The organism is Nocardia carnea (assembly GCF_029869215.1).
Lineage (GTDB): Bacteria > Actinomycetota > Actinomycetes > Mycobacteriales > Mycobacteriaceae > Nocardia > Nocardia carnea_B.
Genome location: NZ_JARWPM010000394.1, coordinates 1 through 22213, shown reverse-complemented (window position 1 = coordinate 22213; position 22213 = coordinate 1). Strand labels below are relative to the sequence as shown.

General features: G+C 67.6%; 24 protein-coding genes. 12 read left to right on the top strand and 12 right to left on the bottom strand.

All coding sequences use genetic code 11. The features are described from left to right. Positions 1-11: 11 nt before the first annotated feature. The 8 genes from QH276_RS28695 to QH276_RS28660 all read right to left on the bottom strand — a co-directional run bounded on the left by QH276_RS28695 (position 12) and on the right by QH276_RS28660 (position 6303). Positions 12-680, bottom strand: coding sequence for an arsenate reductase ArsC (locus tag QH276_RS28695; RefSeq protein WP_280401271.1), 669 nt, complete (start codon positions 678-680; stop codon positions 12-14). Positions 681-711: 31 nt separating this feature from the next. Beyond that, positions 712-1119: a low molecular weight phosphatase family protein gene (locus QH276_RS28690; RefSeq protein WP_280401300.1), complete on the bottom strand. Its 408-nt coding sequence runs from the start codon at positions 1117-1119 to the stop codon at positions 712-714. 11 nt (positions 1120-1130) lie between these two features. After that, positions 1131-2231, bottom strand: coding sequence for an ACR3 family arsenite efflux transporter (gene arsB, locus QH276_RS28685; protein ID WP_280401270.1), 1101 nt, complete (start codon positions 2229-2231; stop codon positions 1131-1133). Continuing rightward, positions 2228-2605 carry an ArsR/SmtB family transcription factor gene (locus QH276_RS28680; protein WP_280401269.1) on the bottom strand — a complete coding sequence of 126 codons (378 nt, stop codon included), beginning with the start codon at positions 2603-2605 and terminating at the stop codon, positions 2228-2230. The genes arsB and QH276_RS28680 overlap by 4 nt, the downstream gene beginning before the upstream one ends. Positions 2606-2738: 133 nt before the next feature. Then, complete coding sequence (locus QH276_RS28675; protein ID WP_280406959.1) at positions 2739-3962, bottom strand: RNA polymerase sigma factor; 1224 nt, start codon at positions 3960-3962, stop codon at positions 2739-2741. Next, positions 3959-4315, bottom strand: a complete 357-nt coding sequence (locus QH276_RS28670) for a YciI family protein (RefSeq protein ID WP_280401267.1) — start codon at positions 4313-4315, stop codon at positions 3959-3961. The genes QH276_RS28675 and QH276_RS28670 overlap by 4 nt, the downstream gene beginning before the upstream one ends. A 189-nt stretch (positions 4316-4504) precedes the next feature. Next, positions 4505-5407 carry a nitroreductase/quinone reductase family protein gene (locus QH276_RS28665; protein ID WP_280401299.1) on the bottom strand — a complete coding sequence of 301 codons (903 nt, stop codon included), beginning with the start codon at positions 5405-5407 and terminating at the stop codon, positions 4505-4507. 5 nt (positions 5408-5412) lie between these two features. Next, the gene (locus tag QH276_RS28660; protein ID WP_280401266.1) at positions 5413-6303 is read right to left on the bottom strand and encodes a sigma-70 family RNA polymerase sigma factor; all 891 of its coding nucleotides are present in this window, start codon (positions 6301-6303) and stop codon (positions 5413-5415) included. Between the two features lie 151 nt (positions 6304-6454). On the opposite strand from QH276_RS28660, the gene QH276_RS28655 reads away from it, so the two are divergent. The 3 genes from QH276_RS28655 (at position 6455) to sigJ (ending at position 9167) form a co-directional block, all read left to right on the top strand. Next, the gene (locus QH276_RS28655; protein WP_280401265.1) at positions 6455-6868 is read left to right on the top strand and encodes a VOC family protein; all 414 of its coding nucleotides are present in this window, start codon (positions 6455-6457) and stop codon (positions 6866-6868) included. Positions 6869-7056: 188 nt separating this feature from the next. Next, on the top strand, positions 7057-8250 hold the full coding sequence (locus QH276_RS28650; RefSeq protein WP_280401264.1) for an NAD(P)/FAD-dependent oxidoreductase: 1194 nt from the start codon (positions 7057-7059) through the stop codon (positions 8248-8250). Beyond that, entirely contained in the window at positions 8247-9167 is a 921-nt protein-coding gene (sigJ, locus tag QH276_RS28645) for an RNA polymerase sigma factor SigJ (protein ID WP_280401263.1), read from the top strand. Before QH276_RS28650 ends, sigJ begins: the two co-directional genes overlap by 4 nt. A gap of 112 nt (positions 9168-9279) precedes the next feature. Here the strand turns inward: sigJ and QH276_RS28640 are convergent, their stop codons facing one another. Together QH276_RS28640 and QH276_RS28635 are read right to left on the bottom strand one after the other, a co-directional pair. Further along, positions 9280-10209: an NADP-dependent oxidoreductase gene (locus QH276_RS28640; RefSeq protein WP_280401262.1), complete on the bottom strand. Its 930-nt coding sequence runs from the start codon at positions 10207-10209 to the stop codon at positions 9280-9282. Between the two features lie 57 nt (positions 10210-10266). Continuing rightward, the gene (locus QH276_RS28635) at positions 10267-11139 is read right to left on the bottom strand and encodes a polysaccharide deacetylase family protein (protein ID WP_280401261.1); all 873 of its coding nucleotides are present in this window, start codon (positions 11137-11139) and stop codon (positions 10267-10269) included. Between the two features lie 83 nt (positions 11140-11222). Between QH276_RS28635 and QH276_RS28630 the strand changes: the two genes are divergently transcribed. Next, the gene (locus tag QH276_RS28630) at positions 11223-12137 is read left to right on the top strand and encodes a LysR family transcriptional regulator (protein WP_280406958.1); all 915 of its coding nucleotides are present in this window, start codon (positions 11223-11225) and stop codon (positions 12135-12137) included. 151 nt (positions 12138-12288) lie between these two features. On the opposite strand, the gene QH276_RS28625 is transcribed toward QH276_RS28630, so the two are convergent. Beyond that, positions 12289-13557 (bottom strand): NAD(P)/FAD-dependent oxidoreductase, encoded by a 1269-nt coding sequence (locus tag QH276_RS28625; RefSeq protein WP_280406957.1) that lies wholly within the window; start codon positions 13555-13557, stop codon positions 12289-12291. Between the two features lie 188 nt (positions 13558-13745). Beyond that, positions 13746-13901 carry a hypothetical protein gene (locus tag QH276_RS28620; protein ID WP_280401258.1) on the bottom strand — a complete coding sequence of 52 codons (156 nt, stop codon included), beginning with the start codon at positions 13899-13901 and terminating at the stop codon, positions 13746-13748. Here QH276_RS28620 and QH276_RS28615 point away from each other — a divergent pair. From QH276_RS28615 to QH276_RS28580, 8 genes are all read left to right on the top strand, one after another. Beyond that, entirely contained in the window at positions 13830-14786 is a 957-nt protein-coding gene (locus tag QH276_RS28615) for an RNA polymerase sigma-70 factor (RefSeq protein WP_432278709.1), read from the top strand. The genes QH276_RS28620 and QH276_RS28615 overlap by 72 nt on opposite strands. Positions 14787-14813: 27 nt before the next feature. After that, a complete protein-coding gene (locus QH276_RS28610) occupies positions 14814-15803 on the top strand; it encodes a hypothetical protein (RefSeq protein ID WP_280401257.1) in 990 nt (329 codons plus the stop codon). A 37-nt stretch (positions 15804-15840) separates the two neighbouring features. Next, positions 15841-17457: a cytochrome bc1 complex cytochrome b subunit gene (gene qcrB / locus QH276_RS28605; protein WP_280406956.1), complete on the top strand. Its 1617-nt coding sequence runs from the start codon at positions 15841-15843 to the stop codon at positions 17455-17457. After that, positions 17454-17780, top strand: coding sequence for a hypothetical protein (locus QH276_RS28600; RefSeq protein WP_280402709.1), 327 nt, complete (start codon positions 17454-17456; stop codon positions 17778-17780). Before qcrB ends, QH276_RS28600 begins: the two co-directional genes overlap by 4 nt. Before the next feature lie 186 nt (positions 17781-17966). Continuing rightward, entirely contained in the window at positions 17967-19511 is a 1545-nt protein-coding gene (locus QH276_RS28595; protein ID WP_280402708.1) for an MFS transporter, read from the top strand. Between the two features lie 14 nt (positions 19512-19525). Continuing rightward, the gene (locus QH276_RS28590; RefSeq protein ID WP_280402707.1) at positions 19526-20107 is read left to right on the top strand and encodes a TetR/AcrR family transcriptional regulator; all 582 of its coding nucleotides are present in this window, start codon (positions 19526-19528) and stop codon (positions 20105-20107) included. 186 nt (positions 20108-20293) lie between these two features. Then, the gene (locus QH276_RS28585) at positions 20294-20749 is read left to right on the top strand and encodes a MarR family winged helix-turn-helix transcriptional regulator (protein WP_280402706.1); all 456 of its coding nucleotides are present in this window, start codon (positions 20294-20296) and stop codon (positions 20747-20749) included. 169 nt (positions 20750-20918) lie between these two features. Continuing rightward, positions 20919-22022: an LLM class flavin-dependent oxidoreductase gene (locus QH276_RS28580; protein WP_280402705.1), complete on the top strand. Its 1104-nt coding sequence runs from the start codon at positions 20919-20921 to the stop codon at positions 22020-22022. Positions 22023-22213 lie beyond the last annotated feature (191 nt).

Below are 22213 nucleotides of genomic sequence, written 5' to 3'. Positions count from 1 at the left end.
GCGAGGGCCTTTCAGGCGGTGGGGACGTCGAGTTCGGCGAGCAACACGCGCACGCGGGTTTCGATCTCGGCGCGGATCGGGCGGATCGCGGCGACATCGAGGCCGGCGGGGTCGGGCAGGTCCCAGTCCTCATACCGGCGGCCGGGATACACCGGGCAGGCATCCCCGCAGCCCATGGTGATGATGACGTCAGCGGCTTTCAGGATTTCCTCGGTCCACGGCTTCGGGTACTCGCCGGTGATGTCGATCCCGATCTCGGCCATCGCCGCGACCGCGGCCGGGTTGATCTCCTCACCAGGTTCGCTGCCGCCGGACCAGCCGATGGCGTGCTCGCCGGCGAGGTGGGTGAACAGGCCCAGCGCCATCTGCGAGCGGCCGGCGTTGTGCGTGCACAGGAACAGCACGGTCGGAGTCCCGGTGTGGTGGAGTCCTTCGACCTTGGCCAGGGCTTGGAGGCGTTGGCGGGTGAAGCGTTCGGCCAGGAGGGGCAGGAAGTTGACGATGGTGGCGCGGCCGGCGAACTGCTCGTAGGAGGAGTGCAGGAACCGTTCGATGGTTTCCACACCGAAGGTGCCGTCGAACTCGCGCTGCAACCGGGTCGCTGCGGTTTTCAACGCCACCTGCTGGTCGATGGACAGATCCGCACGCAACGCTGTCGCGGGGATGGGGGACTCGGTCATATCCGCTTTTCCGATATTCGAGAAGGACGGGTCAGGATTGGACAGGTGAGCTGAGTTCGGTAGCAAGATCGTGGACGCGGGCGGCGATATCGTCCCGGACCAATCGCATCCGCTGGATTCCCTCGATTCCGCGGAGCGAGGGCTCGTCGGTCTCCCACCGCCGTACCCGCACCCCGACCGGGACGTCGAGCTGGGCTTCGTGACCGAGGAGCACCACCAGATCAGCGCGAGCGAGCAGCCCGGCGTCGACCGGTTTCGGGACTCCGCCACTGATATCGACCCCGACCTCGGCAAGCGCTGCCAGCGACAACGCGTTGAGCTTTTCGCCCGGGACGGTACCCGCCGACAGCGCGACGACCTCACCAGCGGAGGCCTGGCGCATCAGTCCGGCCGCCATCTGCGATTTGCCGCTGTTGCGGACACACACGAACAGCACCATCGGGGCCGTGGTCACCGCGACCCCGCTTCCGTTGCAGCCGCAGAGGTGCGGAACCGGTTGCGCAGGGCCAGTGACACATACACCAACGCGACCAGGACCGGGACCTCGATCAACGGACCAACCACACCCGCCAGTGCCTGACCGGAGGTAGCGCCGTAAGTGGCGATGGCGACCGCGATCGCGAGTTCGAAATTGTTGCCCGCCGCGGTGAACGCGAGCGTGGTGGTCCGCTCGTATCCGAGTCCCATCATCGCGCCGAGCAGGTAGCCGCCGCCCCACATGATCGCGAAGTACGCGAGCAGCGGCACCGCGATGCGGACCACGTCCAGGGGCTGGGAGGTGATGCGGTCGCCTTGCAGGGCGAACAAAACCACGATGGTGAACAGCAGACCGTAGAGCGCCCACGGCCCGATCCGCGGAATCAGGCTGGATTCGTACCAGTCGCGGCCCTTCGCCCGCTCACCCAGGCGGCGGGTGAGGTATCCGGCCAGCAGCGGGATGCCGAGGAAGATCAGTACCGATTTCGCGATCTGCCACGGCGAAGCCTCGATAGTCGTCTGTTCCAGGCCCAACCACCCGGGCAGCACCGAGAGGTAAAACCAACCCAGGACGGCGAACATGATCACCTGGAAGATCGAGTTCAACGCCACCAGCACCGCGGCGGCTTCGCGGTCGCCGCAGGCAAGATCGTTCCAGATGATTACCATCGCGATACAGCGCGCCAATCCGACGATGATCAGTCCGGTGCGGTATTCCGGGAGGTCGGGTAGCAGGAGCCAGGCCAGCGCGAACATCAGCGCCGGGCCGAGCAGCCAGTTCAGCACCAGCGACCCGATCAGAAGACGGCGGTCGCCGGTGACCGTGTCAAGGCGGTCGTAGCGGACCTTGGCCAGCACCGGGTACATCATGATCAGCAGGCCGATCGCGATCGGCAGCGAGATACCGTCGATCTCCACCGCGGCGAGGGCATCGCCTAGACCCGGGATGAGCCGGCCCAGCAGCAGCCCGGCAGCCATGGCGACACCGATCCACACCGGCAGGAACCGGTCCAGCGTCGAGAGTTTGCCCACCACACCCTGCTCGCCGGCCGTGGTGGTGTCGGTGGCGCTCACGCGGTCACCTCGGCGGCCTCGCCGCTCTCCAGCAACAACGCCTCGGAGACCCGCTGCAACGCCTGCGGGACAACCCGGTAGTACACCCAGGACGCGCGGCGTTCACTGGTCAGCAGACCGGCGGAACGCAGCACCTTCAAGTGGTGCGAAATGGTCGGCTGGGTGAGGTCGATGCCCTCGGACAGGTCGCATACGCAGGCCTCCATCCCGGACCGGGACGCGATCGAGCTCAGCAGTCGCAGCCGCACCGGATCCGATAGCGCCTTGAACACCGCGGCCAGCTCCGCGGCCGCGTCCGCCGTCAGTGGTTCCCGCACCCGGGGCGCCGGGTCGCAGGCCCCGTCCGGGAGTATCGGCAACTGCGGTTTAGACATGGATCGATATTGACAGCTATCTATACCAAGAGGCAAACGCACGGCGAGTGCACGCCATCCCGTGACAGGCGATGCGGTAGCGGTGAACGCGACGGCGTTGCCGGAGCACCGGCTCCTCGTGTGGCGAGCCGATTCATGGCGAGGGTATGAGCTTCCGCAGTTTTTTCTCGAGGAATCGGCGTTCCGGTTCGTTACCCACCCGTTGCAGGGCGGCGCGATAGGCGGTGATCGACTCGCCGGTGCGGCCGAGGCGGTGCAGGAGTTCGGCGCGGGTGGCGTGGTACAGGTGGAAGCCGTCGAGATCGAGTGCGTCCACGATCGCCAGGGCCGCGGCCGGCCCCGCGGTCTCGGCGATCGCGACGGCCCGGTTCAAGGCCACCACCGGGGTCGGTGTGGCGTCCAGCAACAGGTTGTACATCCGGACGACGGCCGCCCAATCGGTGCGGTCGGCGGCCGGGGTGTGGGCGTGCAGCGCGTTGATCGCGGCCTGCAGCTGATAGGGCCCGGGCCGGTCGCGGCGCACACACCGGGCCACCAGTGCCAGACCCTCGCCGATCTTCGACCGATCCCAGCGTGACCGGTCCTGTTCGGCCAGCGGCACCAGGTCGCCACCCGAGGTGGTGCGGGCGCTGCGGCGGGCATCGGTCAGCAGCAGCAAGGCCAGCAGCCCGAGCGCTTCGGGTTCGTCGGGCATCGCCGCGGTGAGTACCCGGGTGAGCCGGATGGCCTCCGCGCACAGATCGTCGCGGATCAGGTCCGCACCGGACGACGCCGCGTAGCCCTCGTTGAAGATCAGATACAACACCGCCAGCACGGCGTCGACCCGCTGCGGGAGATCGGCGTCGCGAGGGACCCGGTAGGGGATACGCGCGTCCCGGATCTTGTTCTTGGCGCGCACGATCCGCTGAGCGACCGCCGGCTCGGCGACGAGGAAGGCCCGCGCGATCTCGGCGGTGGTGAGGCCACCGAGCAGGCGCAGTGTCAACGCGACCTGCGCGTGGCGGTTGAGGGCCGGGTGGCAGCAGGTGAAGATGAGCCGGAGTCGTTCGTCGGGCACCGCGCCGGTATCCGCGGGTTCGTCGTTGTGGTGCAGCATCGCTGCCTCCGCGTGTTTGGCGTCGCGCTGCGATTCCCGCCGGTGGCGGTCGATCGCGCGGTGGCGCGCGGTCGTGATGATCCACGCGGCCGGACCGGGCGGTATGCCCTGGCCCGGCCAGGTGCGCACGGCCGCCGCGAACGCCTCCTGCACCGCCTCCTCGGCGGCGTCGATACTGCCGAGGAGGCCGATCAGCACCGCGACGGCGCGGCCGTATTCCGCACGGAACACGGCCGCGATATCGTCGGCGGTGCTTGTCACTGCTCCGCTTCGGTATGGAACGGCCGCACCTCGACGGGCAGGTGGCAGGCCCGCGTCGCCTTACGGCCCCATTCCAGCGCTTCGTCGAGGTCGGCGGCCCGGATCACCCAGAACCCGCCGATATGCTCCCGGGTCTCCAGGTACGGCCCGTCGGTGACCAGCACCTCGCCACCGGCGCCGACCCGCAGTACCGTCGCCGTGCTCGCCGGATGCAGGCCGCCACCGAACACCTCGATACCGGCTTGTGCCAATTCCTTGTTCAACGCCTCCACCTCGGCGGCGATCTGTGCCATCTCCTCGTCGCCGGGTGCGTAGTCGTCGTCGTGGTGGATGCTGAGCAGGTACTGCGCCATCGTGAACCTCCTGAGTCGTTGTGTTCACCCCTTACACGAACGGGCACCCGGTGAATCGACACACTCGCGGAAGAATTCTGCGCCCATTTTTCCCGGTGCGGTACTCCGCCGGTAGCCGAACCGGGTCCGTACCACTGAGTACAGCCGCTGCGGCACCTTCGCGGTGGCCTCCCGCCGCCGGCCGCTGTGTCATCGGCGTAGGTGCAGGCGGATCACCGGGATGGTGCGGCCGGTTTTGTTCTGGTAGCCGGCGAAACGTGGAGCGGTGGTGATGATGGTTTCCCAGGCCTGTTCGCGTTCGGTGCCGGTGAGAACTTCCGCGGTCACCGGCAACGGGCCGCGGCCGCCGATTTCGATCGCGACGTCCTCGGGACGCGCCGCGAGGTTGTGATACCAGTCCGGGTTCGCGTCGGCGCCCGCGGCGGAGGCGGCGATCAACCAGCGGTTGTGCCCATCGGGGAACCAGGCGACCGGCGACTGTCGCGGCCGGCCGGTCCTGCGTCCGGTGGTGTGCAGGACAAGGAGATTCATACCCATCATCCGGCGGGTGGAGCGGCGGCCCCAGGCGCGCATGCACCGATTGATCAGGCGCGACACCGGGTTGGGTCCGATCTTGTGCATCGATGACCCGCTTGGTGTGGTCGATGGTCTGCGCGTGCCGGGCGTGGTGCCATTACCGGTCGGCGCCGGCTGGACGAACCGCAGGAAATTGCCGGAGGGATCGAGGAAGGCGCAGTCGCGGGCGCCGTCGGGCCGATCGATCGGCTCTTGCATCACCTCGGTATCGCCGGCCTCGAGGTATTCGAATGTGGCGTCACAGTCCTCGGTGAGGAAACCGATGCCGCCGAGCGAACCGGGGTACGGCAGCTGTCCGAGGTCGAGACGCTGGGTCGTCGGGACAGCGGCGCCGGCGCCCGGGGGTTCGAGGACGAGGGAGACCTCCGGTTGCGCGGGCGGGCCGATGCGCACCCGCCGGCCACCGTGGGCGTCGATCGCGCCACGCACCTCGAGTCCGAGTACGCCACAGTAGAAGCCGAGCGCCTGATCGAGGTCGTGGACGATCAGATGGAAGGCAGAAACGCGCAGGTCCATTCCGGTCACGCCGGGCCCTCGCCGAGTCCGGCCGGGGCGCCGGCGCCCAGCGGGAGGTAGATGATCTCCCGGTCGTGGAGCCGGTCCGGGTCGGTCTCGATGGCGATGCGGGTGATCTTCCCGGCCCTGACGGTGAACGCGAAGACAGCGCGCGGCCGGCCGCGGAGGGACCAGACGGCCGCCGGAACTCCATCGACCAGGGCAAGACGCGCGGCCTGCGCACGTCCGGCGAAGAACGCCGCGACGTCGTAGCCGCCACGGACCTCGCCGACAACGACATCGGGATCGAGCAATTCGAGCAGGGCCTCGAAGTCGCCGCTCCGGGAAGCAGCGAGGAAGGCGGCGACGATTTCGCGCTTGGGCGACCGGCCGGCCGCGGAGGAGTCCGCCGCACCCCGGATTCTGCGCCGGGCCCGGCTGGCGAGTTGCCGCGCCGCTGCCGGGGTGCTGTCGATGATCTCGGCGATCTCGGCGAACGAGACCGCGAACACATCGTGGAGTACGAACGCGAGCCGTTCGGCGGGGGCCAGGGTATCCAGTACGACCATCAGCGCGACACCGACGGAATCGGCCAGCAGGGCTTCGTCTTCGGGGTCGGCCGGCCGCAGGGCGCGCAGGTCGGTGAGCGGCGCGGGCTCGGGCAGTTGCGCTCCGGCCGGCTCCTCCCGTCGAGCCCGCCGGGATTCGAGCATGTTCAGGCAGACGCGGGCGACGACGGTGGTGAGCCATCCGGCCAGGTTCTCGATCTGGCCGGTGTCGGCGCGGCTGATCCGTAACCATGCCTCCTGGAGCGCGTCCTCGGCGTCCCCGGGTGAGCCCAGCATCCGGTAGGCCACCGCGTGCAGGTGGCCCCGGTGCTCGGTGAACCGCTCGCTGAGCCAGTCGTGTTCCGCCATCTGTCACATTCCTCCGTCGGGGTCGGTCATCTCTATTGACCGGCGGCGCCGGCCCGATGTGACAGCCGATCCGGTCACGTTCCCTTCTCCTTCAGGGACACGTCGTACGCCCAGAGGAGAAACCCCACATGTCAAATGACGAGGAGAAACCGTGAAAGCGCACGTCAGCTCGATTTTGCTCGGTGTCGCCGACCTGGACAGGTCCAAGAAGTTCTATGTCGAAGGGCTCGGCTGGAAGATCAGGGACGACTACGGCGTCTCGGTGTTCTTCGAATCCGAGGGCGGCTCGCTCGTCGGGTTCTACGGCCGCGAGGGCCTGGCCGAGCAGATGGGCACCAGCCCGGAAGGAAGTGGCTTCAGCGGTTTCGCCCTCACCTACGTTGTCCGCAGCGAGGCGCGGGTCGGCGAAATCGCCGCCGAAGCCGAGAAGGCCGGCGCCACGATCCTCAAACCCGCGGGGGCGCTGCCGTGGGGCGGGTACGGCGCCACGTTCGCCGACCCCGACGGCTACATCTGGAGCCTCGGCTACAGCGCCCGGGGAACAGATCAGCCCTACGCGGAGTAGTTCGGGAGAGAAGCCGTACGGACACTCCCGGGTTCTTGCCGGAAGAGCCCGGGAGCTCCGGTCGTGTTCGAGGACATCCTTCGGTCACTCGTCCCGGCCATCGAGGCTGTTTCCCCCACCCGAACGGCCGGAGAAGTGATGCGTCCCACTTTTCGTTATTCCGTGGCCCTCGGTGACGTCCCGAGAGCATGAGCGAACACAATGACTCCCTTGCCCAGGTCGTCGTCATCGGCGGCGGTTATGCGGGCGCGCTGGCGGCCAACCATCTGCGCCTGCGCACCGGCGTCGGCATCACACTCGTCAACCCCCGCCCGCACTTCGTCCAACGGATGCGGCTGCACCAGTTCGTGGCCGGCACGCACGACGCCACCACCGGCTTCGATACGTTGCTCGGGGAGGGTGTGCGGCTGGTCGTCGACAGCGCCACCCGTATCGACACCGCCGCACGAACCATCGAGCTGGCCTCGGGTGGCGCGCTGGACTACGACTACGTCATCTACGCCGTCGGCAGTACGGCCACCACGCCCGCCTCGGTGCCGGGTGCGGCCGACCACGCCTACCCCCTCGCAGAGTACGAACATGCGCGGCGACTGCGCAGCGCGCTGGGCGAGGTCGCCGCGAACGCGCCGATCACCGTGGTCGGTGGTGGTGCCACCGGTATCGAGACCGCGGCGGAGCTGGCCGAACAGGGCCGGGCCGTCACGCTGGTGTGCGGCGGTATGTTGGCTCCGGCCTTCGCTGTGCCGGCCCGGCGGTCGATCGCGAAGCGGCTGGCCGCGAAGGAAGTCCGGGTACTCGAAGACGAGAAGGTAGCGCAGGTGCGACCCCACGAGGTGGTGCTGGCCGGTGGCCGGGTGCTGTCGAGCGCGCTCACGATCTGGACCGCCGGATTCGGGCTCCCGGAGCTGGCCCGGCGGAGCGGCCTTCGTACCGACCCGGCAGGCCGCCTGCTCACCGACGAGACGCTCGCCAGCATCGACGACAACCGGATCTTCGCCGCCGGTGACGCCGCGGCGCCGTCGGGCCGGCCGCTGCGGATGAGCTGCTACGCCGCCCAGCCGCTGGGTGCGCAGGCCGCGGCGAATGTGCTGGCCTGTATCGCCGGCGGCGAACCGGCGGTGCTCGATGTGCCGTTCGTCGCCTGCAATATCGGGTTGGGCAGTGATGCCGCCGCGATGCAGTTCACCCGCCGGGACGACACCCCGGTGCGCTTCTACCTCGGCGGCCGGATGGCCGGGGCGATCAAGAAGAAGGGACTGTCCGCACCGGTGGAAGCCATCGCCAAGGAGGCGCGCAAACCCGGCTCGATTCCCTCGTTCCACGGACTGGGCCGCCGGAAGAACCTGCCGATCCCCGAGACCGGGACGGGCGTGAACGTATGAGGGATAGCGACGAGCATGCCGAACGGTTCGCGCTGCTGCGGCCGCTGCTGTTCACCATCGCCTACGAAATTCTGGGTTCGGCAACCGAATCCGACGACGTGCTGCAGGACAGCTACCTGAAATGGGCGCGGGTGGACCTGACGACGGTCCGGGACACCAAATCCTTTCTGGCGCAGCTGGTGACCCGCAAAGCGCTCGATGCGCTCCGCGCCGGCGCTCGCCGGCGCGAAGAATATGTCGGCCCGTGGCTGCCCGAACCCCTGCTCGTCAGCGAGGACGACGCCTCGGCCGATATCGTGCTGGCCGAATCCGTGTCGATGGGCATGCTGGTGCTGCTGGAAACCCTGGACCCCGAGGAGCGGGCCGTATTCGTCCTGCACGAAGTGTTCGGCTTCGCCTACCCCGAGATCTCGGCAGCGGTCGGAAAATCTGTGGCCGCGGTGCGTCAGAAGGCCCACCGTGCCCGCGGGCACGTCCACGCCCGCCGCAACCGGTTCGGACCCGTCGACAGTGCGCGCACCGCCGCCCTCACCGAACAGTTCCTCACCGCCGCGACCACCGGCGACCTCGACGGTCTGTTGGCGATCCTGGCCCCTGATGCCACCTGGACCACCGACAGCGGCGGCAAGGTCACCGCGGTCCGCGACCTGTTGATCACCGGCGCAGCCCAGGTCGCCGCGACCGCCATGGCGGTCTTCGGCGCCGCGGGGCGCATGCCGGAGGTGCGGATCGAACCGGTCAACTGCAACAACCAGCCCGCGATGGCGATCTACCGCGAGGGCGATCTGGAGGCCGTGTTCCTGCTCGAGATCGCCGACGGCCGGATCACCGACGGCTACGGCATCCGCAACCCCGACAAGCTCGCCGCACTCTCCATTGCCCGCACCCTCACCCGCGACAACCGGCACCCGCGGTGACCACACGCACCAGTGCGGGCACCCTACGCAGCCGGCCGCCGCAGACGATATGCTCGGCCCTGCCCGTGCGCCGGGCACGCGTGACCGGCGGCAGGGCCAGGGGCTTGCGTCCTCACGGCACGAGGACGACTTTTCCTCGAACGCCTCCGTTCTCACTCAATTCGTGTGCTTTCGCCGCCTCCGCCAACGGCAGGATGTGCTCGACAGCGGGGCGCAATCCGGTGCGATCGGCCAGCTCTGCGAGGCGGGTCAGATCCTCGGCGGTCGGTGCCAGGTTGAATTCGGTGAACCGCACCCCGGCGTCGCCGGCTCGGCGCTTCGTCGCCGTCCGGTCGAACCCGAGGCCTACCACGTCGATGAGCGCGCCGCCGGTCTTCAGCGTATCGACCGATCGGAGTCCGACCTCGCCACTGATCGTGTCCAGCACCACGTCGAGATCGCGGAGATCGGCGAAATCGTGGGCGGTGTGGTCGATGAGCTCGTCGACCCCCAATTCTCGCAGGAAGGAGTGCTTGGTTGCCCGGGCTGTGCCGATTACGTAAGCGTCGAGGGCCTTGGCGATCTGTACGGCGAGGTGTCCGACGCCCCCCGCGGCCCCGTGAACGAGTACGCGTTGGCCCGCTCGCACTTGCCCGATGTTCACCATCGCCTGCCAGGCGGTCAGGCCGGCGATGGGGAGTGCGGCGGCGTGCTCGTGATCGAGACTTGCCGGTTTGCCGGCGATCGAGGTCGCCGGGACGGCGACGTACTCGGCGTAGGCCCCGTGCGGTGGAGTCACCCAGCCGTAGACGTCCGCTCCTTCCGGGAACTCCGAAACCTCAAGGCCTGTCTCGACGACAATGCCGCTGAACTCGTGCCCGAGTGTGAACGGTGGATCGCCGAAAAGGCGTACAAAGCCGGAGCGGACCTTTCGGTCTGCCGGATTGACACCGGCGGCGACCACCCGGACGAGGACCTCTGTAGGTTCGGGTGTCGGGCGCTCGGCTTCGGCGACCCGGAGGACTTCTGGGCCGCCGAGGGAGAACTGGGTAACTATTCGCATCGAAGGCATTGCAGGATCGACCTCATCGGTAGGAGGAGTTGGACGGCGCAGGGCGGGTCACGCGGATTCGGGCACCGCACGCCGATAGTGATCGGCGATCTCATCGCTGGTGGTCATCCAGATATCGGGTTGTGCCACCAGGTACTCCAATGCCTCATCGAGGTACCTGGCACGAAATGCCTGGCCGATGACGAAGGGATGTAAGGCAATGGCCATCACACGACCGCCGGTCTGTGCATCGAGGAGCAGCTGATCGTATTGGTCTTTCACGATCTGGACGAACTCGGCCCCGGTCGTGCCCTTGCTGAACAGGCCGAGGTCGTTGAGTTCGACGGTGTAGGGCACCGACAGCATGCCGGGTACATTCACACGGTACGGCTGGTCGTCGTTCGTCCAGTCGAGGACGTAGCCCACACCGAGGTCCGCGAGAAGGCGTGGTGTGTCGAAGGTTTCGGTGAGACCCGGACCCATCCAGCCTTGGGGGCGCCGGCCGGTGGCATCCGCGATCGTGTCGACGACTGCGGTGAGGTAGGCACGTTCTTCCTCGGTGGACATACCTGCCGTCAGCTCCGAATTGGTCTTGCCGTGCGCCAGCCACGCCCAGTCCCTGTCGATACCCGCCCTGATGATCTGCGGATTGTGCTCGACGACATCGGAATTGAGCAGGGCGCTGGCTCGGACACCGTGCCGGTCGAGGATGTCGATGATGCGCCAGATTCCGACCCGGGGCCCGTAGTCGCGCCAGCCGTAGTTGAGTGCATCGGGAACCAGGTCTGCGGTACCCGGCCAAATACTGGTCGAGGGTCGATCGATACGGAAATGCTCGATGTTCAATCCGATATAGAACGCGACTTTTGCGCCGCCCGGCCATGTCAGGGCCGGGCGTTCGGTGATCGGGCGGTAGCCGAAAAGTGTGTTGCTGATATTCACCACGCCATTGTCGGCCGAGCGAATAGCCCGAACAAGATCTGATTACTCTACAATCGTTGAGTACAACTCACCAAAGGACGGCCATGGAACGGCACGAGATCGAAGCCTTTCTGACGTTGGCGGAAGAACTCCATTTCCGGCGCACCTCGGAAAAGCTGGGCCTCGCGCAGGGCAGGGTCAGTCAAACGATCAGAAAACTCGAACAGCGCATCGGCGCCCAGCTCTTCGAGCGCACCAGCCGGAGCGTGAGCCTGACACCGATCGGCCGTCGGTTACGCGACGATCTGGCTCCGGCTTTCCGCCAGATCCGAGAAGCCGAAGCGCGGGCGATAGCCAGTGGAAAGGGAATCTCCGGATCGCTGCACGTCGGTTTCTCGACACCCTGGGTCGACACACTGGTCATCCGCGCCGCCGATCTGTTCCAGGACCGGCACCCCGACTGCACCGTGCAGATTCGAGAGGTGCAGCTCAGTGACCCCTTCGGTGCGCTCCGCGAGGGTGAACTCGACCTCCAGTTGACCGAGTTCCCCGTCGCCGAACCCGATCTCGTCGCAGGCCCGGTGATATTTTCCGAACCGCGAGCACTGATCGTTCCCGCCGGTAACGCCCTGGCTCGCCGGCCGTCGGCGTCGGTCGAGGAGCTGGCGAGCGGTCCGCTGATCTCCGTGTCCGGTGACGTGCCGAGGTACTGGCTCGACCACCACTACCCGGACCGAACACCGCAGGGGCGGCCCATTCCGCGGGGGCCGCGATTCCGGTACTGGCAGGAAGCCCTCGCTCTGGTCGAAGCCGGTCGCGGAATCACGGTGGCGGCAGTTCGAGCCGGCACCTACTATTCCCGGCCCGGAATTGTTTTCGTACCGCTGCGCGACGCACCGCCGATCGAGTACGGACTTATTCGGCGGCGCACCGGGGACACCCGGCGTGTACAGACCTTTATTTCTCTGGTCTGTGAACTGGCCGGGGTATTCGAAAAGCCGCGACTCAACGCCTTTTAGTCGGAAGCCGAATAGCGCTTCGGGGTGCACTGCGGATCGGCTTCCGCGAAATATGAACGTAGTACAGGTCGATGATGTGCGAATCTTCGACACCGAACGCCACCGGCCCTGCACTGCCGGGCCGGTGGGTGACGGCGGTCCCGGAAAGCCTTTATGCGGTGGACCCGCTGGGGAGGTGTTTCCGGGTGGGGGCCGCGTGGTACCTGCGATTCGGCTTTCCGAAGGTCGGGTGGCCGACAGCCCAGGCGGCGGTACCGATGATCGCCGTTTTGACCTGTGCGGCCGCCCGGCCGCGCAGTGCCCCCGGCTTCGCCCGCGCCTCGCCGTCGACCAGTTGGAACAGCCCGTCGTTGCGACCGAGGCTGATGTGGTTACCGATATAGGAGAAGGTGGTCGGCGCGACTGTACGGCCGGTGAGGTCTTCGATGATCGCGGCCGTCGCCGCTTTGCTGGTGGGGCCGGCCGAAGCACACGACATCGGGTACGGCAGGCCGTTGTCGCCGAGAACGAAAACGCTGTCGCCGGCGGCGTAGACGTTCGGGTGCGAGACCGATCGCAACTGCCGGTCGACCGTGATCTGGCCGTTCGATTCGACCGCAAGGCCGCTGGCGGCGGGGCTAGGGGGGGCCCCGGAAAACCACGCCCCCCACAAAGACGGGGCGGGGGTCCCCGGTGCGGGCGGCGCGCGTTGAGCCAAATACCCAAACCCCGCGCCCCCAACCTGCGCGTCGGCGGTGAACGCGGTGCCGTCGGCGGCGATTGCCGCATCTGCCTCGACACGCTCGATGGGGGCGTGCTCGTGGACTGTGATACCGAATCGGTCGAAGGCACGCCAGAGGTGACGACGGGCTTTGTCGCCCAGCCAGCTGCCGAGTTCGCTTCGGGTGACGAGGTCGACCCGAAGCTTTGGACGGGATTCGGCGAGTTCGGTGGCCGCCTCGATCGCGGTCAGGTTACCGCCGACCACCAGCACGCGCCCACCCGCGTCCAGTTCGTCGAGCCGGGCCCGCAGACGCAGCGCCGCCGGGCGCGCTGCTACGTGGTAGGCGTGCTCCTCGACGCCGGGGACGCCGTGGTCCGCGATGGTGCTGCCCAGCGCGTAGAGAAGGGTGTCGTATTCGACTCGGTCGATACCGTCGCCGCCGCTTGTTGCCAGGGTGACGGTCTGCTGCTCGACGTCGACTGCGGTGACCCGTGCTACTCGGAGCCGGATCCCGGTGCCTGCGAATACTTTCGTCAGGGGCCGGGGCCGCAACTCCTGCCCGGCGGCGAGCTGATGCAGGCGCAGCCGCTCGACGAAATCGGGTTCGGCGTTGACGACGGTGATCTCGAAATCGTCGGGATGAAGCCGGCGGGCCAGGAAGGTGGCGGAGAAGGCTCCGGCATATCCGGCTCCGAGAACGACGATGCGGTGTTTCATAGTGGCACTCCTGTCGGGTTTGCTCGGTTGCGATACGAGACACCGGCGGTCGTGATTTACTGACGCCCCCGCCTGGTGATGTGAGTCACTTGCCAGGTCTCGTCCGGGTCCGCCGACCGGTGAGTGGACCCGTCGGTGTCGAACCACCGAAGCCCCCTGTCGGGCTGTGTGATCCGTAACACAAAGTGTCAGGATTCGCGTCGCTGCGGCGTCTTGTTCTCGACCGACCCGGGATCGATGGAGGCGCCATGGGCAGGAAAATCGAGGTCGTCGTGGCCGGCGGCGGAAACACCGGCGATGAGGGCGGGCAGCCCGGCGAGTCCGCGAGCCGCGGTGACGGTCACGCTGTGGTGACTGCGACGAAAACGTTTGTCGCGCACCGCAAACTACTGTTCACCGTCGCCTACGAGATACTCGGCTCCGCGGCAGACGCCGACGATGTCCTGCAGGAGACCTGGTTCCGCTGGGTCGGCGTCGACACCGCGCAGGTCGAGGACCAGCGGGCCTACCTGGTTCGGATCACCACACGGCAAGCCCTCAACCGGCTGCGTTCGGTGAAGCGCCGGCGGGAGGCGTACGTGGGCTCCTGGCTGCCGGAACCGCTGCTCACCACCCCGGATGTGGCCGCCGATGTGGAACTCGCCGAAAGTGTGTCGATGGGCCTGATGGTCGTCCTCGAGACCTTGACGCCGACCGAACGAGCGGTCTTCGTGCTGCGCGAGGCTTTCGGCCTGGGCTACGACGAGATCGCGGCCGCTGTGGAGAAGTCTCCCGCCGCCGTGCACCAGATCGCCCATCGCGCCCGGCGCCACGTCGAAGCGCGCCGGCCGCGCCGCGCGGTCACCGCGAGCGAGGCGCGGGCCGCTGTCGAAGCGTTCCGGCGCGCGCTCGAGACCCGGGACCTGCAAGGTCTGCTCGATGTCCTCGCCCCCGATGTGGTGGCGATCAGCGACGGCGGCGGTATCAAGCGGGCCGGTCCACGGCCCGTCGTCGGCGCGGACAAGGTGGCTCGTTTCGTGGTCACGGGCCTCACCAGGCACGATATCGCGCTCACCGCCGAACCGACCGCGATCAACGGCAGCCCCGCTTTGGCGCTGTACATCGACGGGGAGCTCGACAGTGTCCTCTCGGTACGGGTCGAGGGCGCCCGGATCGTCGGTCTCTACCTGGTCCGCAACCCGCACAAGCTGACCCATATCGACTCCGAAACCGCCCTCACCCTGCGCTGAACCCGGCATCGAACCGAAGGAGTACCTATGAGCACGCGAGCACCGCGCGCCACCGACGCACTGCCGACCCGATGGCCCACCGTGGCCGCAGCGGTCGTCGTGCTCACGACGATCACCAGCGTCCTGCTCATCGCGTTCGCGTGGCCGTCGGTGCGGTCTTCGGTGCACGATATCCCGATCGCCGTCGCCGGGCCGGCCACCGCGGTCGCCCAGGTCCGGGCCGCGCTCGAGCAGCGTGCGCCGGGTGCCTTCGACATCACCGAAGTCGCCGGCACGGCGAGCGCCGAGCAACTCATCCGCGACCGGAAAGTGTACGGAGCCATCGACCTCGGCTCCGGCGGGCCGCAGGTCATCGTCGCCTCCGCCGCCGCCCCCGCGGTCGCTCAAACCCTGCAGACCATGGCGACCGGCCTCGGGCGCAACGGTGGTTCCGCACCACCGGCGGCCGTCCGCGACCTCGCCGCCCTGCCCACCGGCGATCCACGCGGCGCCGGTCTTGCCGCGGGCGCGCTCCCGCTGGTGATGGGCGGCCTGCTCGCCGCAGTGCTGCTGACGAAGCTCGTGCGCGGCGCCGGCCGCCGGGTCGCCGGGGCGTTGGCCTTCGCAATTGCCGGCGGGTCGGTGGTCGCGGGGATCCTGCAGTTCTGGTTCGGCTCGCTCAGCGGCTCCTACCTCGCCAACACCGGTGCCGTCGCATTGAGTATCGCGGCCGTCTCGCTGACCGTTCTCGGGCTGGAATCGCTGTTCGGATACACCGGTATCGGGATCGGTGCGGTGATCATGATGCTCATCGGCAACCCCCTCTCCGGGACCGCTACCGCACCGGAGATGCTGCCCGGCCGCTCCGGCGCACTCGGGCAACTGCTTCCGCCGGGAGCGGGTGGACAACTGCTGCGCTCGACCGCGTTCTTCGACGGCCGCGGCGCCGCCTCCGCCCTCACCGTCCTGCTCGCCTGGGTCACCCTCGGCACGGCGCTGTGCCTGATCGGCGGCCTGCGCGCACACCGCACCGTCTAGTGGTCAGCCGTCGTCGACTATCAGGAGGTTTTCACTCATGAGCATCACGGCCCGCGGGGCCGATGCCGTGGACCAGCGCTACGGCGCCGCCGCGTTCGTCAAGCGATCGATCAACAAGGTGTTTCCCACGCATTGGTCCTTTCTGCTGGGTGAGATCGCCCTGTACAGCTTCATTATTCTGTTGATCTCGGGTGTGTACCTGACATTGTTCTTCGACCCGTCGATGAGCGAAGTCGTCTACGACGGGGCGTATCAGCCGCTGCGCGGGCTGACCATGTCGCGGGCGTACGAGTCGACGTTGCACATCAGTTTCGAGGTACGGGGTGGACTGTTCGTGCGGCAGGTGCACCATTGGACCGCGCTGCTGTTCGTGGCGTCGATGATCGTGCACATGTGCCGGATCTTCTTCACCGGCGCGTTCCGCCGTCCGCGCGAGATCACCTGGGTCCTGGGTGTGCTGTTGCTGATCCTCGCGCTGTTCGAGGGGTTCTTCGGTTATTCGCTGCCCGATGATCTGCTGTCGGGCACCGGGCTGCGGGCGGCGTTCTCGGGCATCACCTTGTCTGTTCCGGTGGTGGGCACGTGGCTGCACTGGATGTTGTTCGACGGTGACTTCCCCGGCACGATCGTCATCTCCCGGATGTACATCACCCATGTTCTGCTGTTCCCGGCGATCATGCTGGCCTTGGTGATCGCCCATATCGGAATCGTCTGGTACCAGAAACACACCCAGTTCCCCGGGCCCGCGCGCACCGAGAAGAACGTTGTGGGAACGCGTATCGTGCCGGTGTTCTCGCTGGACCAGGGCGCGTTCTTCATGTTCACCCTCGCCACGGTGGCATTGATGGGCGGCCTGTTCCAGATCAATCCGGTGTGGAATCTGGGCCCCTACAACCCAGCCCACGTATCGGCGGGTTCACAGCCGGACTTCTACATGATGTGGACCGACGGGATGGCGCGGCTGATGCCGCCGTGGGAAATCTATCTCGGCCGTTACACGATACCGGCGGCGTTCTGGGTCGCGCTGGCGATGGGACTCGTTTTCGTCGTCTTGATGGCTTATCCGTGGATCGAGAAACGGCTGTCGAAGGACACCGCGCACCACAACCTGCTGCAGCGACCGCGGGATGTGCCGGTACGCACGGCGATCGGCGCCATGGCCTTGACGTTCTATGTGGTGCTGACACTGGCGTGTGTCAACGACATCATCGCCCTGAAGTTCCATATCTCGTTGAACGCGACCACCTGGTTCTTCCGCATCGCCGTGCTCCTCGGCCCTCCGATCGCCTACTACCTGACCTACCGGATGTGCCTGGGGCTGCAGCGCAGCGATCGTGCCGTCCTCGAACACGGCATCGAAACGGGTGTGATCAAGCGGTTGCCGCACGGCGAATACATCGAGATGCACCAGCCGCTGGGGCCGGTCGACCGGCACGGCCATCCGGTCCGGCTGCAATACCAGGGCGCGGCGGTGCCGAAGAAGATGAACACCCTCGGCGCGGCGGGCCGGCCCGGCGCGGGGTCGTTCCTGTTCCCGGACCCCGACTCCGAAGCCCAGCGCACGACAGCGATCGAACACGCCGAGGAACGCCGGCAACAGGAAAAACTGCGGGAAATCCAACAACGTCACCTCGACGCGAAGGCCGGCGGATGAGGCGGCGGCCCCGGCGCGCCGATACGGGCGCCGAGGACTACGGCCTGTTGTTTCCGGTGGCTACCACGGCCACCGAAGACGCCGCCCGGTATGTCCGGGAGTTACTCCGGATCAACGGAATACGTGCGACAGCCTCCGGGCCGCGGTTCCGCGGCGGGCGCCGCTGCCTGCGTGTCCTCGTCTTTCCGGAGGATGCCGCGCATGCCTACGCCGTGATCTGCACCCACGCTGCTGCCGTGGAGCAGCCCTCGCGCCCGCCGCAGAACGACGTGAAGCGCCGCAGCGGCGGTCCGCGGCCTCGATCGGCGCCCGACCAGCTGTAGGAGGGCCGGACCGTTGGTGACCCGGTCCTGAGTCGCGACGTCGGCGGCCGGCCGCCAAGCCGCCGGCGCCCTTCGGCACAGGTGGGCGCTTTCTGTGTGTCCGTGCCCCGCAAGGCTTGTCAGCCACATACTGAACGATGGTACAAATAGTACGTAAGTTCAAGTATATCTGGAAGGGTGATGGCCTTGAGGCAGTCAGCGCGGGCTGGATGGCGCGAGTGGGGCGGGCTCGGTCTGTTGGCGCTGCCGACGATGCTGCTGGGGCTCGATGTGACGGCGCTCTATCTGGTGGTTCCGAGCCTGTCCATCGATTTGAACCCGTCCGCCACGCAGTCGTTGTGGATCATGGATGCCTACGGCTTCTTCATCGCGGGGTTTCTGATCACGATGGGGACGTTGGGTGATCGGGTCGGACGCCGGCGGCTACTGATGATCGGGGTGGCGGCATTCGGTGCGGCTTCGGTCTTTGCCGCGTTCGCTCCCAGCGCCGGATGGCTGATCGTGGCGCGGGCGCTGCTCGGGGTGGCGGGTGCGACGCTGATGCCGTCGACGCTGTCGCTGATCAGCAACATGTTCCCCAGCGCCGCGCAACGAGCGTTGGCCATCGGCGTGTGGGCGACGATGTTCGCTCTGGGTATGGCCGCCGGCCCGATCGCGGGCGGGGTGCTGGCCGCCGGCTTCTGGTGGGGTGCCGTCTTCCTCATCGCTGTGCCGGTTGCCGTGCTGGTGCTGGTGGGTGCGCCGGTGCTGTTACCGGAGTATCGGTCCCCGGCCGGTCGGCTCGACCTGCTGAGCGTCGGGTTGTCACTCACCGCGATGTTGCCGATCATCTACGCGATCAAGCACGCCGCCGCGCACGGCATCGACATCCAGGTATCGGCGACAGCCTTGGTGGGTTGTAGCGCGGCAGTCGCGTTCGTCCGTCGTCAGCTGCGACTGAGCGAGCCGCTGCTCGACATGAAACTCTTCAGGAGCCGGGCGTTCTTCGCGGCGTTGTCGGTCCTGTTGATCGGGCTGGTGGGGTTCGGCGGGGTGATGTTCCTCGTGACCCAGTACCTGCAGCTAGTCGCGGGTCTGTCCCCGGCGACGGCAGGATTGTGGATGGGGCCGCCTGCGCTGGCCATGCTCATCGGCGCCATCGGCGCACCACTCGTGGCCGCTCACGTGTCACCCGGCGTCGTTATGTCGGGCGTGCTGGCGCTGTCGCTCACCGGGTACGCCCTGCTCGCATCGGCCGGGACCGATAGCACGCTGAGCGTGGTCACCGGCTTCGCCTTCGTCTACCTCGGACTCGGCGTCATCGCCGCTCTCGGCACCGACATCGTCGTGGGCGCGGCACCACCGCAGAAGTCCGGATCCGCGGCCGCACTTTCCGAGACCGTGCAAGAACTCGGTATCGCACTCGGGGTGGCCGTCCTGGGAAGTCTCACCACCGTGATCTACCGAACCGCAGTCGAGACCCCGCCTGAGCTTTCTCCCTCCGCGACCGAGGCATACGGCGACAGTCTGTCCGCGGCCACGTCCCTTGCGCACCGGCTGCCGGCTGGGGCCCTCGAACACGCACAAGCCGCGTTCACCAGCGGGCTCAACGCCGCCGCCGTCGTCGCAGGCATCGCGATCGCGGCGGCATCGTTGGTCTGCCTGACGACACTGCGCCACCTTCGGCCGCTCGGCGATGCCGAACCCGAGGCGCGAGAGATAGCCTCGACGACCAGGGGCGGTGCTGGGTGATGGATGGTGAGCAGATGACAGCGGCAGAACACGACCGCGATCCGGCGAGTGTCGATGGCCGCAAACTGCGTGGTCAACGGCGTCGAGCCCAGATCATCGAGGCGACTCTTGCCATCGTCCACCGCGATGGTGCCAGCGGAGTCACCCACCGCACCGTCGCCAAAGAGGCAGGTATCACCACCAGTCTCACCCTCTACTACTTCGCGACCTTGGACGACCTTCTGGTCGCAGCTCTCACCAGCATCACCGACCAGTACACCCGGCGCATCCGTCAACTGATCGACTCCGACGACCCCGTCGACGGCCTCACTCAGCTCATCGCCGAATCGGCCGGCCCGGGACGGGAACGCGCCCTCGCCGAACGGGAGCTGTCGACACTGGCGGCTCGCCGACCCGCGCTACGGCCGATCGCGCGAGGCTGGCGCGAGAACGTCGCCGAACTCGCCCGAACGCAAACCGACGACCCCGACGCGGTCGAAGCCTTCGTCGCCCTTGCCGACGGGCTGTGCGCAGCCATCCTCCTCACCGACGACAAGCCCGACCCCGACCATATCCGCGCCGTCCTCCGCAAGGCGCTACCTCCGCCGCGCAGGTAACCGCGAGGCAGCCGTGTCCCTGTGTCACCAACGTCCGCCCCGCGACAGGCGTTGCGGGGCCGCGTGATGATGTCGCGGATGGTCTGGGAGGCCCACATGTTCCCGGCCTTCGCCGCGGGGGTACGGGCCGGTCGCCGGTGACCCGCGCGGTCGCGTTACCTCTGGAGTGCTAGTATCTAGTGCGCTATGGAATCACGCGCTAGGGAACGCTCGGACGGTGAGCTGGGCCGGCAGCTGTCGTTCGCGCTCTATGGGGCGGCGAACCGGATGATCCGCCATCACAAACCCATTCTCGAGCCGCTGGGTCTGACGTTCCCGCAATACCTGGTCATCCTCGCGCTGATCGACAGCGCGCCCCAGACCGTGGGCGCGCTGGGCGCCTGCCTGGAGATGGACACCGGCACCATCACCCCGCTGGTCAAACGACTCGAAACCGCCGGTATGGTCACGCGCCGGCGCGACCGCAGCGATGAACGCCGCGTCCTGGTCGACCTCACCGATAGGGGCCGGGCCATCGAGGCGGAAGTCCGCTGTGTCACCGACAAGATCGACGCGGTATGCGGGCACAGCGCCGCCGAACTCGACGATCTCCGGCGCACCCTCGACGCCCTCGGCCGTCCCGTCGGCGACGTGCCGAGGTGAAGAGGTTCGCCCGGGCACGGTGGCGAATCGGCGCCGCTGTGCCCGGCGAAGCCGGTCGCCGACCGAGGACAGAAGTCCAGAACCGGAATATCGGCGAACGGCCGGTCCCTACCGGTGATTCACCGTCCGAAGACATCGGCGGCCCCCGCTCGGCCGCCCTCTCGAAAGAATGGAAAACGAACATGACATCCCCCAACGCAGTGCGGAAGCCGGTGGCACCGTGACCGAGAACTCGCCCGTTGCCCTATCCCTGCTCGACCTGCTGCCCATGCGCACCGGGCAGACCACCGCGCAAGCGATCGCGGCGTCGATGAAGCTCGTGCAGCGCGCCGACGAGCTGGGTTTGCGCCGCTACTGGTTCGCCGAGCACCACAACATGCCGGCCATCGCGTCGAGTTCGCCGCCCGTCCTGATCGCGGCGGCCTCGGGCGTTACCGAACGCATCAAACTCGGCTCGGGCGGTGTGATGCTGCCCAACCACTCGCCGCTCATCGTCGCCGAACAGTTCGCCGCGCTCGCCGCACTGGCGCCCGGCCGTATCGACCTCGGCCTCGGCCGCGCACCCGGCAGCGATCCCGTGATCACGCAGCTGCTGCGCCAGTCCGGCACTACCAGCGATGTCGACCGCTTTCCCAGCAATATCACCGATATCGTGGCGCTCACCAGCCCCGACGGTGCGACTGTGCGTTTTACATCCGGCGGCGAATACACCGTGAAGGCCACCCCGGCCGCCACCAGCGCACCCGAGGTGTGGCTGCTCGGCTCGAGCGATTATGCCGCGCGGCTCGCCGCCCGCCTCGGTCTGCCCTACGTCTTCGCGAACCATTTCGCGGGCGAGAATCTCGACCAGGCGATGTCGCTGTACCGCACGCACTACGAGCCGAGCGAGGCGTACCCCGAGCCGCAGAGTTTCCTCACCGCCAACGTGGTCGTCGCCCCCACCCACGACGAGGCGATGGAGCGCGCCCAGCCCCACCTGCGCATGATGGCCAGGATGCGCACGAATCTGCCGCTGCGCGCCAAGGAAACCGTCGACGAGGTCCGCGCGAACCCCTCGAACGAACTCGAACAGAAGTTCATCGCCCAACATGCCCGCAACTGGTTCATCGGCGAACCGGACGACGTCGCCCACCGGCTCCGCGAGTTCGCCGCGAAATACGAGGTCGACGAGATCATGCTCTCCGCCGTCGCCGCCCAATTCGAATCGGAACCCTTCGACGAGCCCACCGGCCGCCTCCAGACCATCGAACTCCTCACCGCCGCAATGCACTGAGCGGGACGGGTTCCAAGGGCTCCGGCGGAAGAAACGAAATCTCGAGACTACGTGCGAAGGGTCGAGGCGGGGGGGGGGGAGGCAAGGGGGGGGGGCCCCCCCCCCCCCCCCCCCCCAAAAACCCCCCCGGGGGGGGGGGGGGGGGGGGGGGGAGAACCCCCCCCCCAAGGGGGGGGGACCGCATGAAGCAG